The organism is Meiothermus taiwanensis WR-220 (genome assembly GCF_003568585.1).
In the GTDB taxonomy this organism is placed as follows: Bacteria; Deinococcota; Deinococci; order Deinococcales; family Thermaceae; genus Meiothermus; species Meiothermus taiwanensis.
The window spans coordinates 2,717,540-2,734,567 of the sequence record NZ_CP021130.1 but is presented as its reverse complement, the minus strand read 5'-3'; the positions used below and the strand labels follow the sequence as shown (position 1 = coordinate 2,734,567).

The 17,028-nt window shown below is 65.9% G+C and carries 14 protein-coding genes and 1 tRNA gene; 13 read left to right on the top strand and 2 right to left on the bottom strand.

The window, feature by feature from the left end; translation table 11 throughout:
* The first annotated feature begins 12 nt into the window (after positions 1-12).
* Positions 13-2,013, top strand: a complete 2,001-nt coding sequence (gene uvrB / locus MTAI_RS13490; RefSeq protein WP_043982792.1) for an excinuclease ABC subunit UvrB — start codon at positions 13-15, stop codon at positions 2,011-2,013.
* Here uvrB and ndk read toward each other — a convergent pair.
* Positions 2,010-2,426 (bottom strand): nucleoside-diphosphate kinase, encoded by a 417-nt coding sequence (ndk, locus tag MTAI_RS13485; protein WP_027888624.1) that lies wholly within the window; start codon positions 2,424-2,426, stop codon positions 2,010-2,012. The two genes, uvrB and ndk, sit on opposite strands and share 4 nt — an antisense overlap.
* A 118-nt stretch (positions 2,427-2,544) precedes the next feature.
* Positions 2,545-4,407 carry a peptidylprolyl isomerase gene (locus tag MTAI_RS13480; RefSeq protein ID WP_027888625.1) on the bottom strand — a complete coding sequence of 621 codons (1,863 nt, stop codon included), beginning with the start codon at positions 4,405-4,407 and terminating at the stop codon, positions 2,545-2,547.
* A gap of 43 nt (positions 4,408-4,450) precedes the next feature.
* Between MTAI_RS13480 and MTAI_RS13475 the strand changes: the two genes are divergently transcribed.
* From MTAI_RS13475 to MTAI_RS13420, 12 genes are all read left to right on the top strand, one after another.
* Positions 4,451-4,526: transfer RNA gene (locus tag MTAI_RS13475), tRNA-Arg, on the top strand.
* A gap of 142 nt (positions 4,527-4,668) precedes the next feature.
* Positions 4,669-5,370, top strand: a complete 702-nt coding sequence (locus MTAI_RS13470) for an endonuclease V (protein WP_027888626.1) — start codon at positions 4,669-4,671, stop codon at positions 5,368-5,370.
* Positions 5,371-5,457: 87 nt separating this feature from the next.
* Positions 5,458-6,372, top strand: coding sequence for an MBL fold metallo-hydrolase (locus MTAI_RS13465; RefSeq protein ID WP_081698424.1), 915 nt, complete (start codon positions 5,458-5,460; stop codon positions 6,370-6,372).
* An 87-nt stretch (positions 6,373-6,459) separates the two neighbouring features.
* A complete protein-coding gene (locus MTAI_RS13460) occupies positions 6,460-8,079 on the top strand; it encodes a long-chain fatty acid--CoA ligase (protein WP_027888628.1) in 1,620 nt (539 codons plus the stop codon).
* A 75-nt stretch (positions 8,080-8,154) separates the two neighbouring features.
* The gene (locus MTAI_RS13455) at positions 8,155-9,510 is read left to right on the top strand and encodes a M20/M25/M40 family metallo-hydrolase (protein ID WP_223299647.1); all 1,356 of its coding nucleotides are present in this window, start codon (positions 8,155-8,157) and stop codon (positions 9,508-9,510) included.
* A 19-nt stretch (positions 9,511-9,529) separates the two neighbouring features.
* Positions 9,530-10,426 (top strand): MBL fold metallo-hydrolase, encoded by an 897-nt coding sequence (locus MTAI_RS13450; RefSeq protein WP_027888630.1) that lies wholly within the window; start codon positions 9,530-9,532, stop codon positions 10,424-10,426.
* A gap of 168 nt (positions 10,427-10,594) precedes the next feature.
* Entirely contained in the window at positions 10,595-11,920 is a 1,326-nt protein-coding gene (locus MTAI_RS13445) for a TolC family protein (RefSeq protein ID WP_036197412.1), read from the top strand.
* Complete coding sequence (locus MTAI_RS13440) at positions 11,921-12,979, top strand: TolC family protein (protein WP_027888632.1); 1,059 nt, start codon at positions 11,921-11,923, stop codon at positions 12,977-12,979.
* A gap of 84 nt (positions 12,980-13,063) precedes the next feature.
* Positions 13,064-14,407, top strand: a complete 1,344-nt coding sequence (locus MTAI_RS13435; protein ID WP_027888633.1) for an efflux RND transporter periplasmic adaptor subunit — start codon at positions 13,064-13,066, stop codon at positions 14,405-14,407.
* Entirely contained in the window at positions 14,404-15,117 is a 714-nt protein-coding gene (locus MTAI_RS13430; protein ID WP_027888634.1) for an ABC transporter ATP-binding protein, read from the top strand. The genes MTAI_RS13435 and MTAI_RS13430 overlap by 4 nt, the downstream gene beginning before the upstream one ends.
* A 53-nt stretch (positions 15,118-15,170) precedes the next feature.
* Positions 15,171-16,409, top strand: coding sequence for an ABC transporter permease (locus tag MTAI_RS13425; RefSeq protein ID WP_027888635.1), 1,239 nt, complete (start codon positions 15,171-15,173; stop codon positions 16,407-16,409).
* Positions 16,410-16,472: 63 nt separating this feature from the next.
* Positions 16,473-17,018: a hypothetical protein gene (locus MTAI_RS13420; RefSeq protein ID WP_027888636.1), complete on the top strand. Its 546-nt coding sequence runs from the start codon at positions 16,473-16,475 to the stop codon at positions 17,016-17,018.
* The last annotated feature ends 10 nt before the right edge of the window (positions 17,019-17,028 follow it).

Sequence of the window (17,028 nt, the reverse complement as noted above, 5' to 3'; positions counted from 1 at the left end):
CCGGTTTTTCCGATGTTCCGCTACCAAGGCCCCGAACCCAAAGGCGACCAGCCCCAGGCCATTGCCGCCCTCACCGAAGCCCTGCGCGATGGCGAGCGCTTTGTCACCCTCCTGGGCGCGACCGGCACCGGCAAGACCGTGACCATGGCCAAGGTGATCGAGGCCTTGCAGCGCCCGGCCTTGGTCATGGCCCCCAACAAGGTGCTGGCCGCGCAACTGGCGGCCGAGTTCCGCGAGCTTTTCCCCCAGAACGCGGTGGAGTTTTTTATCAGCTACTACGACTACTACCAGCCCGAGGCCTACGTGCCGGGACGCGACCTGTACATCGAGAAAGACGCCAGCATCAACCCCGAGATCGAGCGGCTGCGCCACTCCACCACCCGCAGCCTGCTCACCCGGCGCGACGTGATTGTGGTGGCCTCGGTCTCGGCTATCTACGGCCTGGGCAGCCCCGAGGACTACAAAAACATGAGCCTGGTGGTGGAGGTGGGGCAGGATTACCCCCGCGAGCGGCTGATCGAGCGGCTGGTGGACTTGCAGTACGAGCGGGGCGATCTGCAGCTTTCGGCCGGGCGCTTCAGGGCCAGGGGTGAGGTGCTCGAGGTCTGGCCGGCCTACGAAGAGGAGCCCATCCGCATCGAGCTGTTCGGCGACACCATCGACCGGGTGACGGTGGTGCACCCCGTGACGGGCGAACGCCTCAAAGATTTGCCGGGCTTTGTGCTGCTCTCGGCCACCCACTACGCCACCCCGGAGTGGCGGCTCAAGGAGGCCATCCCGCAAATCCGGCGGGAACTGGAGGAGCGGCTTAGGGAGCTCGAGGCCGAGGGCAAGCTGCTGGAGGCCCAGCGGCTCAAGGAGCGCACCCTCTACGACCTGGAGATGCTGGGGGTGATGGGCACCTGCCCCGGCATCGAGAACTACAGCCGGTTTTTGTCGGGCAAGGCCCCCGGCGAGCCGCCCTACACCCTGCTCGACTACTTTCCCGAGGACTACCTGGTGCTCCTGGATGAGTCGCATGTGAGCGTGCCGCAGATCCGGGGGATGTACAACGGCGACCACATGCGCAAGAAAACCCTGGTGGACTACGGCTTCCGCCTGCCCAGCGCCCTGGACAACCGCCCCCTCCGGTTCAACGAGTTTTTGGAGCGGGTGGGGCAGGTGGTGTTTGTCTCGGCCACGCCGGGGCCCTACGAGCTCGAGGTCTCGGGCCGGGTGGTGGAGCAGATCATCCGCCCCACCGGCCTCTTAGACCCCCGGGTGACGGTCAAACCCACCGCCGGCCAGATCGAAGACCTGATGGGGGCCATCCGCACCCGCGCGGCCCGGGGCGAGCGCACCCTGGTGACCGTGCTCACGGTGCGCATGGCCGAGGAGCTCACCGCCTACCTGGTGGAGCACGGGGTGCGGGCCCGCTACCTGCACCACGAACTCGACGCCTTCGAGCGCCAGGCCCTGCTGCGCGACCTGCGGCTGGGCTACTTCGATGCCCTGGTGGGCATCAACCTGCTGCGCGAGGGCCTCGACCTGCCCGAGGTCTCGCTGGTGGCCATCCTGGACGCCGACAAGCAGGGCTTCCTGCGCTCCGAACGCTCCCTCATCCAGACCATCGGGCGGGCTGCCCGCAACGTGGGGGGCGAGGTGTTTCTTTACGCCGACACCGTCTCGGAGGCGATGCGGGCGGCCATTGACGAGACCAACCGCCGCCGGGCCTTGCAGGAAGCCTACAACCTCGAGCACGGCATCACCCCCGCCACCGTGCAGAAGTCGGTGCGCAAGCTGGTCAAGCCCGAGGACTACGAGGCCGAGGCGGCCGAGGCGGTGCTGGACGACCCGGCGCTTTTGCAGAGCCTGCTGGAGCAGCTCGAGACCGAGATGTGGGCGGCCTCCGAGGCCCTCGACTTCGAGAAGGCCGCCAGCCTGCGCGACCAGATGCGCAGCCTCGAGGCCCGCCTCAAGGGTCTGCCCGAACCCACCACTGCGGGCAAAGCCAGGCGCCGCCGCAAGCGCTAACCGATAATCTCTTCGGGCTTGAAGAAAATACTAATTTCGCGCTGGGCGCTCTCGGGGCCGTCCGAGCCGTGGATCACGTTCTCGTCCACGGTGGTGGCAAAGTCGGCGCGGATGGTGCCGGGGGCGGCCTCCCAGGGGCGGGTGGCCCCCATCAGGCGGCGCATCTCGGCGATGGCATTCGGCCCCTCCACCACCATCGCCACCACCGGCCCGCTGGTGATGAAGTTAACCAGCCCCTCGAAGAAGGGCTTGCCTTTGTGCTCGCCGTAGTGGGTCTCGGCGGTCTCGCGGGATATGACCATCTTCTTCATCGCCACAATCTTGAAGCCCTTGCGCTCGATCCGGTTGATGATCTCGCCGGTCAGGCCCCGGCGCACGCCGTCGGGTTTGACCATGATGTAGGTGCGTTCCATACCGCCCTAGAGTTTACACGCTGCCGGCCAATTGCAGAAGGTCAGGGTGGGTGGTGTTCGAGCAGGTGCCATATAAAGACCCTCCCCAGTTTGGGGGAGGGCCACAAACAGTATGGGATTAGCGGTTGGCTGGGGTGCTTTGATTGGTGTCAGGCTGGGACGGGTTGCCGCTGGGCTGGCTCTCGTTGGTTTTGGGCTGCTCTTGTTTGGGCTCTTCTTTGGGGGTCAGGGCGGCCAGCACCTTCTGCAGGTTGTTCTCCACTTTGGCGGCCTTGCGCACCTCCTCCAGCCACTTTTGCGCGGCCTCGGCCCGGCGGCTGGCCAGCACCTGCTGGCGGGCTTCCTCCTTGACCTCCTCGAAGGGGCGCAGCACCTCGGCCTTGCGGTCGTTGACGATGAGCACCTGGAAGCTCCCATCCTCGAGCTTCACCACCTCGCTCACCTCGCCCAAGGGCCCTTTGGGGAAGGTGCCACGGGTCAGGAAGACCAGCCGGTTGGGCACGGGGGGCATGGTACCTGGGTTGACCACGCCATAGTCCTGCACGGTGCCGCCATTGGCCTTGGCCAGATCCTCGAGCTTTCCGCCTCGGAGGGCGGCGGCCCGGAAGGCATCGGCTTTGGCCTTGTCTTCCTTCTTGAAGTTCACGGCCTGTACCTTGGCCGAGGCCGGGATGGTGAAGTTGGCCAGGTTGGAGTCGTAGTATCTGCGCACCTCGGCCTCCGTCACGGTGATGTCGCGGGTTTTCCACTGCTGGGCCTGGGTGACTATATCGCTTTTGGAGCCAAAGAAGGGCTGGCCCAGGGTTTGGGCGAACTGGTAGGCCGCCTCCCGGCTGATGAGCTGCTCCAGGGTCTGCGGCATGAAGAACTGCACGGCCAGCTCCCCCAAGCCCTGCTGCAGCAGCTGGGGCACCTGGGGGTTGGCGAAGACCGACTGGGTTACCTCGGTTAGCTTGATCTCGGTCTCACCGACCTTGGCCACGACCGGGTTTTCAAATTTGTAGGTGGAGCCTTCGGCAAACTTCACGTTGGCCCTGGCCCGCAGCTCTTCGATGTAGGCTTCCAGGGCACCCTGGCCCTTGATGCGCTTGGCGTCCTCCTTGACCCGATCCTTGACCTCTTCAAACTTCACATCGCCCGCTGGGAGGTACTTCTCAACCTTCACGATGTAAAAGCGGCCCCCGGCCTCGATGGGCTTGCTGATCTGACCGTCGCGCAGCTTGAAGACCGCGTCGGCCACCACGTTGGGGAAGACCACCCGGGTCACCGGCCCGGGCTCGCTCTGGCCGGCCTGGGCCCCCAAGGCCCCGCCCTGCTCGGCGTTCAGCTTGGAGTTGGCCTTGGCAATGGCGGCAAAATCGGCCCCCGGGGCGGTCACCTGGGCGTAGATCTTTTCGGCGGTGGCTTTGTCGTCCACCACAATCTGGCGGGCCTGCACCCGTTCTTCGTTTTTGTACTGCTCGCGGTTGAGCTCGAAGTACAGCCGCATCTCCTCTTCGGTCGGCTCTGCTTTTTTCTGAATCTCCTCAACCCGCTTATTGATGCGGATCTGATCCCGCAGCTCATTGCGCAGCTGCGAGTCGGTGTAGCCCACCTGGGTCAGGAAGCGGTCGTAGTCTTGCTTCTTCTGCAGGCCAAAGCGCTCCTTGATGGTATCGAGCTCTTTTTTGAGCTCCCCGCTCGAGACCCGGATGCGCGCGGTGTCCTGCAATAGCGCGGTGGTCACGATCATCCGGTCTATAAAGTTGACCTCGGCCAGGTTTTTCAAAAGGCCCTGGGGGTTGGTGCTCAAGATGGGATCGCTTTGCTGGGCCCTGGCCAGATCCAGCTCGTAGACCGGGCGACCGTTCACGGTGAACTCGGTCTTGCCCTGGGTGCTGCGCTGGCCCTGGGGGGTAAAGAGCAGAACCGAACCCACCACAAAGGCCAGGGCCAGAACCCCGAAAATAACCGCAACTACCCTTCTGTTGATTCCAAACACTTGACTGCCTCCTCTATGCGGTGCTACCCTGCTTGGTGCTTATGCACCCGTAGCTCAGTGGATAGAGCGTTCGCCTCCGGAGCGAAAGGTCACAGGTTCGAGTCCTGTCGGGTGCGCCAGCTTCTTAGGGTCGGGCCTGGCCCGGCCCTTTTTCGGTAGCACTGCCCACCCAACTCTTTGTACCCCGATAAGGTAAGACCCGGGTTAAGCACCAGCGAACCTACGCCAAGGGCCGATTGTAGCATATTAGGCGGATGGTTTATGCACCCCAATAGCTTGGCCCGACCCAGCAGCCTACAGGAGGCCGCGGCGCTGCAACGCGCGCTGGCCCAGGCCGTGGTGCTGGCGGGGAACCCCTGTGGGGCCCGGTATATCGGGGCCCTGGATGCCTCCCACCCGACCCGCTTTTCCAAGGTAAAAGGCCCCTCGGTGGCGGTGGCGGTTCTGTGGGACAGGCAGGCGGGGGGGGTGCTCGAGGTGGCCGCGGCCCAGATGGATGAGGCCGAGCTATTTCCCTACATTCCCGGTTACCTCTCCTTCCGTGAGGCCCCGCTGTACCTGGCGGCCCTGGCCCGGCTTTCCCGTCCCCCCGAGGTGCTTCTGGTGGATGGGCAGGGCATCGCCCATCCCCGGCGGCTGGGCATCGCCGCCCACCTGGGGGTGTACCTGGATCTTCCGGCCGTTGGGGTGGCCAAGACCCTGCTCTTTGGCCGGCCCGAGGGTGCGCTGCCTTTACAGGCGGGTTCGGCGGTGCGCCTGATGGATGGGGAAGCGCAGATGGGCTGGCTTTTCCGCAGCCGCAGCGGGGTGCGCCCACTGGTGGTCTCGCCGGGCCACCAGGTGGGCATGGAAGAGAGCCTGGCTTTGGTGCGCTCGCTGATGGGGAAGACCCGCCTGCCCGAGCCCCTGCGCTGGGCCCACATACACGCTGGGTTGCAGCGGCGGCAGGCCAATGTGAGGTGAGCTTACATTGGGCTGAACCCCCTAAGCTATGGTTTTTTATGTACTTTAATTCGTCAAGCCAAATGAAAGAACCATGAGGAGGCCCGTATGAGCAAACTGTCTCGTCGTCAAGCCCTCAAGCTGCTGGGTACCACCGGTGCGGTGGCGGCCGCTGGTACCATACCCACTATGGCCCAGCAGGCCCCTGCGATGCCCAATGGGGCTGGCTTTTACCGATTCAAACTGGGGGATTTTACCCTCACGGTGCTGAGCGATGGCCAGACCCCACCCGGCAATGCCTTCCCCAACTGGGGGGCCAACCCCGGCCGGCAGGCCGAGTTTGAAGCTGCCCTGCGGGAGAACTTCCTCGAGCCCACCCAGTTCATCAACAACTTCAACCCCATGGTCATCGACACCGGACGGGCCAAGATCCTCGTTGATACGGGCCGGGGCCAGGCCGGGCAGCTGCTCAGCAACCTGGCCAACGCCGGCCTGCGGCCTGCCGATATCAACATCGTCTTCATCACCCACGGCCACGGCGATCACATCGGCGGGCTGGTGCGGGATGGGCAGCCGGTGTTTGCCAACGCCCAGCACATCATCGGCGAGGCCGAGCTGCAGTTCTGGCTCTCCCAGGCCACCCCACCCGCCAACCTGGTGGCCCTGCGCGAGCGCTTTACCCGGGTGCGCCCCGGCGCCGAGATTGCCCCGGGCGTTACGGCGGTGGATACCTCCGGTCATACCGTGGGGCACCTGGCCGTGCAGGTCAGCTCGGGCGGGCGGACGCTGTGGCACCTGGGCGATGCCGGGGGCCACTACATCCTCTCGCTGCGCTTCCCCGATCACTACCTGGGCTTTGACGCCAACCCCCAGCAGGCCGTGGCCACCCGGGCCCGGCTGTGGCAGGCCGCGGCGGCCGAGCGGATTATGGTGGTGGGCTACCACTTTGCCTGGCCGGGCGTGGGCTACGTGCGCCGCGCGGGCAACGCCTACGAATTCGTTCCGGCCTTCTTCACTTTCTAGGCCGGTCGCAGAACCCAGCCCCCTCGTGGTAACGGCCTCGAGGGGGCTTTATACTTTTGTTACAACCCGAAGCAAGAGGAGGCGCCCATGCAGTCCACCATGATGGATTTTCCCCTGACCCTGCCGCATCTTTTGGAGCGGGCTGGCAAGCTGTTTCCAAAGGAAGAGATAGTGACCCGGCGGCCCGACCGCTCGCTTCACCGCTACACCTTTGGCGATTTTTACCAGCGCTCGCGCAGGCTGGCCTCGGCCTTGCAGAAGGCCGGGCTGCAAAAAGGCGACCGCGTGGCCACCCTCTCCTGGAACACCTACGCCCACCTCGAGGCCTACTTTGGCGTGCCGGTGGCCGGGGGGGTGCTGCACCCGCTGAACCTGCGCCTGCACCCCTCCGACATCGCCTACATCATCAACCATGCCCAGGACAGGTTTCTCATCGTAGACGATGTGCTTTTGAAGCTGTATGAGGCGGTGAAAGAGCAGGTAAACCTGGAGCGGGTGATCGTGGTGCCCCTCTCGGGCCAGCCGCTGCCGGAGGGCTTATTGAGCTACGAGGACTTCCTGGCCACCGGCGACCCCGACTTTGCCTACCCCGCCCTCGACGAGCGCGACGCCGCCGCGATGTGCTACACCTCCGGTACTACCGGCAAGCCCAAGGGGGTGGTCTACTCGCACCGCTCCATTGCCCTGCACAGCCTGGCCTCGGCCCTGCCGGATGCCCTGAACCTGGCCGGCCAGGATGTGCTGCTGCCGGTGGTGCCCATGTTCCACGTGCTGGCCTGGGGGCTGCCCTTTACCGGGGTGATGGTGGGCAGCAAGCTGGTGCTGCCGGGGCCCCACCTCGACCCGGTGAGCCTGCTGGAGCTGTTCGAGTCGGAACAGGTGACCAAGACCGCCGGGGTGCCCACCATCTGGCTGGGGGTGCTGCAAGCCCTCGAGAAAGAACCCACCCGCTGGCAGCTCAGACCGATGGAGATGGTGGTGGGGGGCAGCGCGGCCCCCGAGGCCATGATCCGGGCCTTCGACCGCCTGGGCCACACCGTGCTGCACGCCTGGGGCATGACCGAGATGAGCCCGCTGGGCACGGTGAGCCGGCTCAAGCGCCATCTGCGGGGCGACCCCGAGCTCGAGTACCGCTACCGGGCCCAGCAAGGCCTGCCCACCCCCTGGGTGGAGATCCGCGCGGTGGGCGAGCAGGGCCCGGTGCCCTGGGACGGGCAGTCGCTGGGCGAGCTGCAGGTGCGGGGGCCCTGGGTGGCCGCGAGCTACTACAACCTGGAGGAGGAGTCCGACAAGTGGACAGAGGACGGCTGGTTCCGCACCGGCGATGTGGTGGCGATGGACCCCGAGGGTTACATCCGCATCGCCGACCGCACCAAAGACCTGATCAAGTCCGGCGGTGAGTGGATCAGCTCGATCGACCTGGAGAACGCCCTGATGGCCCATCCCGCCGTCAAGGAGGCCGCGGTGATCGCCATCCCCGACCCCAAGTGGGACGAGCGCCCGCTGGCCGTGGTGGTGCTCAAGGAGGGGCAGAGCGCCACCCCGGAGGAGCTGGCCCGGTTTTTGGAGCCCCGCTTTGCCAAGTGGTGGCTGCCGGATGCCTATGTTTTCCTGGATGAGATTCCCCGCACCAGCACCGGCAAGTTCCTGAAGTCCAGGCTGCGGGAGCAGTTCAGGGATTACAAGACCAAAGCAACCCCCTCCTAGAGGGAAGACGTTTGGCAAACGGGAAGCAAAAACCCGTAATGGCCAAGGGGTACGGGACGGGTTTATAGTCTGGCTATGTCGCAAGCTATTGACCGCTACCTGCAAGAGCACCTCGAGGCCTACCTGCAAGAGACCATCCGCCTGTGCGCCCAGCCCAGCGTCTCGGCCACCGGCGAGGGGGTGCTGGAGTGCGCCCAACTGGTCGAACAAATCCTGCAACAGCACGGCTTTGAGACCTGGAGGATCGAGGGCTACGGCAACCCGGTGATCGTGGGCCGGGCGGCCGGAAAATCAGAGCGCACCCTGCTCTTTTACAACCACTACGACGTGCAGCCCCCCGAGCCGCTGGAGCTGTGGGACTCGCCCCCTTTTGCGCCGGTGATTCGGGATGGCCGGCTTTTCGCCCGCGGGGCCAAGGACGACAAGGGCGAGTTTATGGCCCGGCTGGCTGCGGTGGAGGCGGTGCGGGCCGCGCATGGGGGCGAGCTGCCCTGTGGGGTGCTCTTTGTGGTGGAGGGCAACGAGGAGGTGGGCAGCCCCGGCATCGCCCGGTTCGTGCAGGATCACCTGAACCTGCTCAGATGCGACGGGGCCATCTGGGAGGAGGGGGGCATCGACTTTGAGGAACGGCCCGGCACCTCGCTGGGCCGGCGGGGGATTCTGGCCCTGGAGCTCGAGGTCGAGACCCTCTCGCGCGACGCCCACTCCGGCAATGCCCACATCCTGCCCAGCGCGGCCTGGCGGATGGTGCGGGTGCTGGCCTCCTTGAAGGACGAGAACGAGCGCATCCTGATCCCGGGCTTCTACGAGCATGTGCGGCCTGTTTCGGAGCAGGATCTCGAGCTCTTGCGCCAGCTACCCGACCTCGAGGCCTACCTGCGCCAGAGCTTTGGGGTGCGGGGCTTTGTGAACAACCTGAGCGGCTTCGAGCTAAGAAAGGCCGTCTTCAACCCCACCTGCAACATCCAGGGCATCACCACCGGCTACCAGGGCCCGGGCACCAAGACCGTGATTCCGGCTAAAGCCTCGGCCAAGCTCGACTTCCGCCTGGTGCCCGACCAGAACCCCACCGACATCCTGCAAAAGCTGCGGGCCCACCTCGATGCCCAGGGCTTCACCGACGTGCAGATCACCCACGCCGACTACATGTTCCCGGCCCGCTCCGACCCCAATCACCCCTTGGTAGAGCTGGCGGCCCGCGCGGCCCAGGAGGTCTACCAGAAGCCCTACCAGCGCATCCCCCTGACCGGGGGCAGCTCGCCGGTGTATGCCTTTGCCGGGCCCCTGAACATCCCGGTCATCGACGCCGGGGTGGGCTACGGCATCACCAACCGCACCCACGCCCCCAACGAGAACATCCGCATCCAGGACTTCCACAACGCCGCCCGGCACATCGCCCGCATTCTGGACGGCTTTGCAGGCATCTTTTAGGGCCGCGTACAATGAACCTGTGATCCACATCCTCGACCTTCACGACCGCGCCCCCAGGGTGATCGCCGCGTTTTTGCTGGAAACAGCGGCGGGGCCGGTGCTCTTCGAGACCGGGCCGGAGTCGCGCTTCTCGGTGCTGCTGGACGGCCTCAACGCGCTGGGCTACGCCGCTTCCGACGTTAAGCACGTCTTCGTGACCCACATCCACCTCGACCATGCCGGTGCGGCCTGGCGCATGGCCGAGCGGGGGGCCACCATCTACGTTCACCCCAAGGGGGCGCCGCACCTGGCAGATCCCAGCAAGCTCTGGGCCTCGGCCAGCCGCATCTACGGCGATCAGATGGAGGCCCTCTGGGGCCAGATGGGCCACGTGCCGGAGGGCCAGATTGAGATCGTCCAGGACGGGCAGGTGATCCGGATTGGCGAGGCCCTGATTGAGGCCCTCGAGACCCCCGGCCATGCCTACCACCACCACGCCTACCGGATTGGCGAGGTGCTGATCGGCGGCGACGTAACCGGGGTCAAAATCGGGCGCGGCCCGGTGCTGCCCCCCTGCCCCCCGCCGGAAATTCACATCGAAGCCTGGCGCGGGTCCATCGCCCGGCTGCGGGCCTTGAAGCTGAGCAGGATTTACCTGACCCACTTTGGCGAGACCGAGGAGGTCGGGCCGCACCTGGATGCGCTGGAGGCCAGGCTTGTGGAGTGGGCCGACTGGATCAAGCAGCAGCTCAAGGCCGGCCTCACCCGCGAACAGATGGTGCAGGCCTTCGAGGCCTATGTGAGCAACACCCTACGGGCCGCGGGGCTTTCCGAGGAAGAGCTGCGGGAGTACGAATTTGCCGACCCCGCCTGGATGAGCGTGGATGGGCTGGTGCGCTACTGGAACAAGCACCACCCGGAAGAGGTGATGAGCTAGCGGGTTTGAGCCAGGGTGGCCTGGGTACCGGCTGTGCGAAAGACCACACAAAACCCGGCCCTGGCCGGGCTTGGGTTGGCTATCCAGAACGCCTTCATCAAACCTACACATCCCGTTTGTTGCGCCTACATGCGCCTTGTCAAAGATGACCCGAGTGGAGGTGGCGTTTTGAAGAGACTGCTCCCAACCCTTGCAACCCTACTGGCCCTGGCCCCCCCCGTGCTAGCCCAGGGGCTCGATCTTTCCGATGCGCTCAAAGCCCTACCCAGTACCCTGGACTGGCAAAGCGCCGACCTCAGCTACGAGAGCGCGCTGCGGCAGCTCGAGGCCGCCCTGGCCGCCCAGGGCCTCAAGCTCTCAGGTGGGGCCGACTACACCCTGCGCGAGGGCAGCGGCAGCGGCCTGACCGTTTCCGCTACTGCCAGCCTGGGGGTGCTGCCCTGGTCGAGCAGCGCCGATGCCGTACGCAGCGCTGAGCGGGCCCTGGAGCGGGCCGCCCTGGCCCGGCGCGAGGCCCGGAACAACCTGTACATCGCCCTGCACACCCAGTACTTCAACCTGCGCCAGGCCCAGGCCGACCTGGCCCTGGCCCAGGCCACCCTGGCCCTGCGCGAGCGCCAGCTACAGATTGTGACCGCCCAGAACCAGGCCGGCAGCGCCACCCTCAGCGACCTGCTCACCGCCCAGCAGAACCTGGACGCGGCCCGCTCGAGCCTGCTGAGCGCCCAGGGAACCCTCGAGCTGGCCCGGCTCACCCTGGCGGGCACCCTGGGCCTGAACCCCCAGCAGCTCGGCAACCCCACCACCCCCCCCGAGGAACCCAGCCTGCCCGGTGAGGGCCTGGAAGCCCTGCTGCAAAGGGCTCTGGCAAGCCGCCCGGACGTGCTGCGGGCTCTGTCCCAGCTGCGCGATGCCGAAGAGAACCTGGCCAGCGCCGAGCGCAACCGGCTGATCCCCAACGCCTCGGTTAGCCTGGGTTACAGCGACAGCGGCAGCACCCTCTCGGCAGGCCTGAACCTCAAAAGCGGCACCGCTTCGCTCTCGGCGGCCCTGCCTGTGGGCCAGTCCACCAGCAGTGCCCTGTTGCAGGGCTACAGCCTGGGCCTGTCGCTGAGCGTGCCCATCTTCGACCCCGTGAGCGACAGCAGCATCCGCACTGCCCAGACCGCTTTGCAGGCGGCCCGGCAGGCCCTGGCAACCGCCCGTAAGTCCGCCGAGCTGGATGTGCGGCAGAAGTATCAGAACCTGCAGACCGCCCAGGCCGCTATCGCCGCGGCCAGGGCTGCTTTGAATACGGCCAACCAAAACCTGCGCACCGCCCAGGCCCGGCTCCAGGCCGGCACCGGTACCAGCGTGGAGGTGCAGGCGGCCCAGGTGAGCCAGCTTCAGGCCCAGCGCAACCTCGAGGCCGCCCTGATCCAGGCCCAGCTGGCCGCCCTGGCCCTGCAGAACGCCCTGGGCGCCGACCTCACCGCAACCCTTGGAGGAAAATAGATGACCCACCTCGCAAAACGCTTTTTTTGGCTACTGCCGATGCTGATTTTTTCGGCTGGACTGGCCCAGAACAGCCTGACCCTGGTTCAGGCCCTGGCCCAGGCCTATAGCCGGGGCCCCACGCTTCAAAGCGCCCAGGCCACCCTGCAAAACGCCAACCTTCAGCTTGCCGCCCTCAAGGCCGACCCCAGCACCCTGATTGTGGCCCTGACCCAGGCCGAGCAGAACGCCAGGCTGGCCCAGGTCAACCTCGAGGCCACCCGGCTTGCGGTGATGCAGAGCGTGGTGAACGCCTATACCAACCTCTACGAAGCCCAGCAGAACGTGGCCCTGTTCCAGGCCCAGGTGGCCCTGAACCAGCGCAACCTGGAGGTGGCTCGGGCCCGCCAGGCCGCGGGCAACGCCACCGCGCTGGACGTGGCCCGGGCCCAGACCACCCTGGACAGCTCGAGGCAGTCGCTCACCAATGCCCAGTCGCAGATACCGGTGCTGGCGGCCCAGCTCGCCGCGCTTCTGGGCCTCAGCGACCTGGGCAACGTGACGGTGGCGCCCCCCCCGAACCCGCCTGCTCTAGAAGCCAACCTCGAGGCCCTGCGCAACGGCCTGTTCGAGCGCCTTCCCAGCGTGCTGCAGGCCCAGCAGGCGGTTGAACTCGCGCAGCTCAACGTCAAGCTGGCCGACAACGACTACACCCCGGCGGTTCAGCTCAACACCGCCAAAACCAGCCTGGAGAACAACCTGCGCACCCTGCAAACCGCCCAGCAAAACGCCCAGACCAGCCTCACCAACGCCTACCAGGCCGCCCAGAGCGCCTACAAAAACATCGCCCTGGCCCAGGCCAACCTCGCCAACGCGCAAAAGGTGGTGGAGCAGAGCCAGGCCGCCCTGCGGGCCGGCACCATCTCGGCCTTGCAACTCCAGACCGACCAGGTCTCGCTCAGAAGCGCTGAGTACGCCCTGGTGCAGGCTTTGGGCAGCTACTGGAGGGCCCTGGCGGCCTTCTCGGTAGCGGCGGGCCAGGACTTTACCGGCCTGGTGCGGGCGGCGGGTGCGCCCTAGGTTTTCCCACGGCTTGTCTTCACCAAACCTTCGCATGGCATACACCAAACGTTGGGTCTCTTGGAAGAGAATCGAGGGGTGAACATGACGCAAGCCCGTTCCCGTATCCGCATACCCTGGCTCTGGCTGGCCCTGGTTTTGCTGCTGGCCGTGGGAGGGGTGGCCTATTGGTTCTCGCGCCCCAAGCCTGCCAGCGCTGCGCCTACGGTCGAGACCGCCACGGTACAGCAGGGGGTGTTCCGGGTCTCGGTCTCGGGGCCGGGCACCCTCGAGGCCGTGCAGAGCCTCTCAGTTAAACCTGCTGTGAACGGCACGGTGCTCAAGCTGCCAACGGTGGGCGACCGGGTGCAAAAAGGCCAGCTCATCGTAGAGCTCGACCCCACCAACTACCAGCGTGCCCTGGAGAACGCCCGGCTGGCCCTGCAAAAAGCCCAGGCCAGCCTGGATAAGCTGCGGGCCGATCAGCAAAGCGCCCTGGCCTCAGCCCGGCAAAGCCTTTCCAGTGCCGAAGTGGCCTACGACAGCGCCCGGCGCGACCTCGAGGCCGCCCGCACCAACCTCGAGGCCACCCAGAAGCTCTTCGAGCTGGGTGGGGCCAGCGCCCAGAGCCTGCAAAGCGCGCGCGATGCCTACGCCAAGGCCCAGGCCAGCCTGGAGATGGCCCGGGTTAACCTGAACACCGCGCGCCAGGCCCTCTCGCTCAGGAACAGCGCCAACGCGCAAGACCTTAGAAACGCCCAGATCGCTGTAGAACAGGCCCGCCTCGAGGTCAAAAACGCCGAGGAAAACCTGGCCAACACCAAAATCTACGCCCCCTTCGACGGGGTGGTCGCGGAGGTCAACGCCCAGGTGGGGAGCATCGGGGTGGGGGCCACGGTCAGCAACAGCACCGCCCTGCTCACCCTGATTGACGACAGCAGCGTCAACCTGCCGGTGCAGATCGACGAAAGCGAGATCGCCAAGGTTAAGGTGGGCCAGAAGGTCGAAGTTACCCTCGATGCCTTCAGCAACGAGACCTTCCAGGGGGTGGTGACGGCCATCTCGCCCAGCGCCACCATCCAGCAGAACATCGCGGTCTTTTATGTAACCGTGAACATACCCAACCCCGAGCGCAAGCTGCGGCCGGGCATGACCGCCGAGGGCGAGATTATCGCTGAGGAAATTCCCAATGCCCTAACCATCCCCAAGCGGGCGGTGCAGACCGTGCGCAACCGGGCTTACGTGGAAGTGCTGCAGCCCGATGGCAGCAAGGAGACCGTGCGGGTGGTGCTGGGGCCCGACGACGGGGTGAACCAGGTGGTGCTGGAGGGCCTCGAGCCGCGCCAGACCGTGGTGCTGCCCAGCCGTGCCCGATCCACCTCCAGCAGCTCCAGCAACCAGGGCGGGCTGCGCCTGCCCCTGGGAGCCCCTCCGGGAGGTGGGCGGTGACGGTGGTGGCCCTCCACCAGGTGCGCAAGGTGTACAAAAGCGGGGCGCTCGAGTTCGAGGCCCTCAAGGGGGTTTCGCTGGAGATTCGCCAGGGCGAGATGGTGGCCCTGATGGGGCCCTCGGGCTCGGGCAAAACCACCCTGATGCAGATCATCGGCCTGCTCGACCGGCCCACCGAGGGGCGTTATGTTTTAGCCGGGCGGGACGTCACCACCCTGACCGAAAACCAGCGGGCCGAGGTGCGCAACCAGGAGATCGGGTTTGTTTTCCAGGCTTTTCACCTGCTGCCGCGCCTGAATGTGCTGGAAAACGTGGAGGTTCCTCTTACCTACGCCGGCTATAGCCCACAGGAGCGGCGGGAACGGGCCCTCGAGGTGCTGCAAAAAGTGGGCCTGGGTGACAAGCTCAAGAACCTGCCCTCCCAGCTTTCGGGTGGCCAGAAGCAGCGGGTGGCCATTGCCCGGGCCCTGGCCATGCGCCCCTCCATCCTGCTGGCCGACGAGCCGACCGGCAACCTCGACTCCAAGACCGCCGTAGAGGTCATGCGGCTGTTTCAGGAGCTCAACGACGAGGGTACCAGCGTGATTATCGTGACCCACGAGCCCGATATCGCCGAGTACACTGGGCGCATCGTGCGCATCCGGGACGGGCAGATCGAGTCCGACGGCCCCAACCCCCACCGCAAACGGGCTGTAGGAGGTGTGGCATGAGTGTTTCTGTAGCGGGGTCGGCTCCGCAAAAAGTTCGCTCCCACGTGGGCGGTATGAACCCCTGGCAGGTGTTCCGCATCGCCTGGCGGGCCATTCTGGGCAACCCCTTGCGCTCGGTGCTGACCACCCTGGGGGTGATCATCGGGGTGGCGGCGGTGGTGGCCCTGACCATGGTGGGACAGGGCTCTACCGCCAACATCACCCGCAGCCTGCAAAGCCTGGGCACCAACCTGATCACCATCGGCAGCAACACCGGGGGGCGGGGCGGGGGCTTTGGCCTGGTGCGCTTTGGCGGCCCCCAGACCATCACCCTGGCCGATGCCGAGGCGGTACAGTCGGCCTTTGCAGACCGCATTGTCGGCATTGCCCCCACCCTGCAAAGCAACCAGCAGGTCAAGGTGGGGGCCAACAACCTCAACGCCACCGTGATTGGCACCTGGCCCGACTACGCCAGCGTACGCAATGCCCAGCCGGCCTCTGGAAGCTTCTTCAACGAGACCGACCTGCAAAGCCGCCGCCGGGTGGCGGTGATTGGGTACGGCATCGCCCAGGATCTGTTCGGCGGCCAGGATCCCATAGGGCAGCGCATCCGCATCGCCGGCATCTCCTTTACGGTGGTGGGGGTGCTGCCCGACAAGGGCGACTCGGGATTCGCCAGCCCCAACTACCAGGTGATGGTGCCGCTCTCGACCTACCTCCAGCGCCTTGCTCGCAGCAGCAGCACCGGCCAGCCCCGGGTGAACGCCATCTATGTGCAGGCCCCCGACAAGGACGCCCTCCCCCGGTTGCAGCAGGAGCTCACCGACTTTATGGCCCAGCGCCGCAAAGTCACCGACCCCAGCGAGTACGATTTCAGCGTGCAGAACCAGGCCGATGCCCTGGCCTCGGTCAACCAGGTCACCCAGACCATGACCCTGTTTTTGGGCGGGGTGGCCGGGATCAGCCTGCTGGTGGGGGGCATCGGCATCATGAACATCATGCTGGTCTCGGTGACCGAGCGCACCCGCGAGATCGGCATCCGCAAGGCCCTGGGGGCCAAGCCGCGCGACATCCTGACCCAGTTTTTGGTGGAGTCGGTGGTGCTCTCGGTAGGGGGGGGTATCCTGGGCATCCTGCTGGGTCTGGCCATGGCCGGCAGCGTGGGGCAGCTGCTGCGGGTGACCCCGGTCTTCGACCCCTTCAGCATGGTGCTGGCCTTCCTGTTCTCGGTGGCGGTGGGGGTGTTCTTCGGTTTTTATCCGGCCTCGAGGGCGGCCCGGCTCGACCCGGTGGAGTCGCTCAGGTACGAGTAGCAACCAAATCTTTATCGCTTCTACACAAAGCAATGGCAGACTGCGAGCGTTGGAGGCGTGCACATGAAAAGACTGATCGGCCTGCTAACCACACTGGCTCTAGGCTTGGCGCTGGCGCAGGGTGGGCCGTCCAACCTCAGCCCGGAGATGCGGCAGCGGTTCGAGGCCTACCGTCCGGTGCTGGATCTGGTGGCTACCGTTGGGCTTTTGGATGAGCTGGACAAGCAGCGGGGCCTGGCCTTCACCAAGGCCCAGGCCCAGAAGCTGCTGCCCATTCTGCGCGACCTGCAGACCCGCACCGACCTCAAGCCCGCCGAGGCTAGCAAGATACTGAGCAACATCGAGGACAACATCCTCACCCCAGCCCAGCTCAAGTGGATGGATCAGACCATTCTCCAGCAGCGGGAGGAGGCCCGCCAGAGGCGGGAGCAGGGCGGTGGGCAGAACCCCCAGATGGGCCAGGGCAACTTCCAGGGCCAGCCGCGGCAGGGGGGGCCTGGGGGGTTCTTCCAGGCCGTGACCCAGGGCAAACCCTACAACCCCTTCAAGGAGCAGCCCCGCGCCGCCGATAACCTCAAGAATCTGATCGCTTTGCTCTCTAAGAGATAGAGGAGGATCT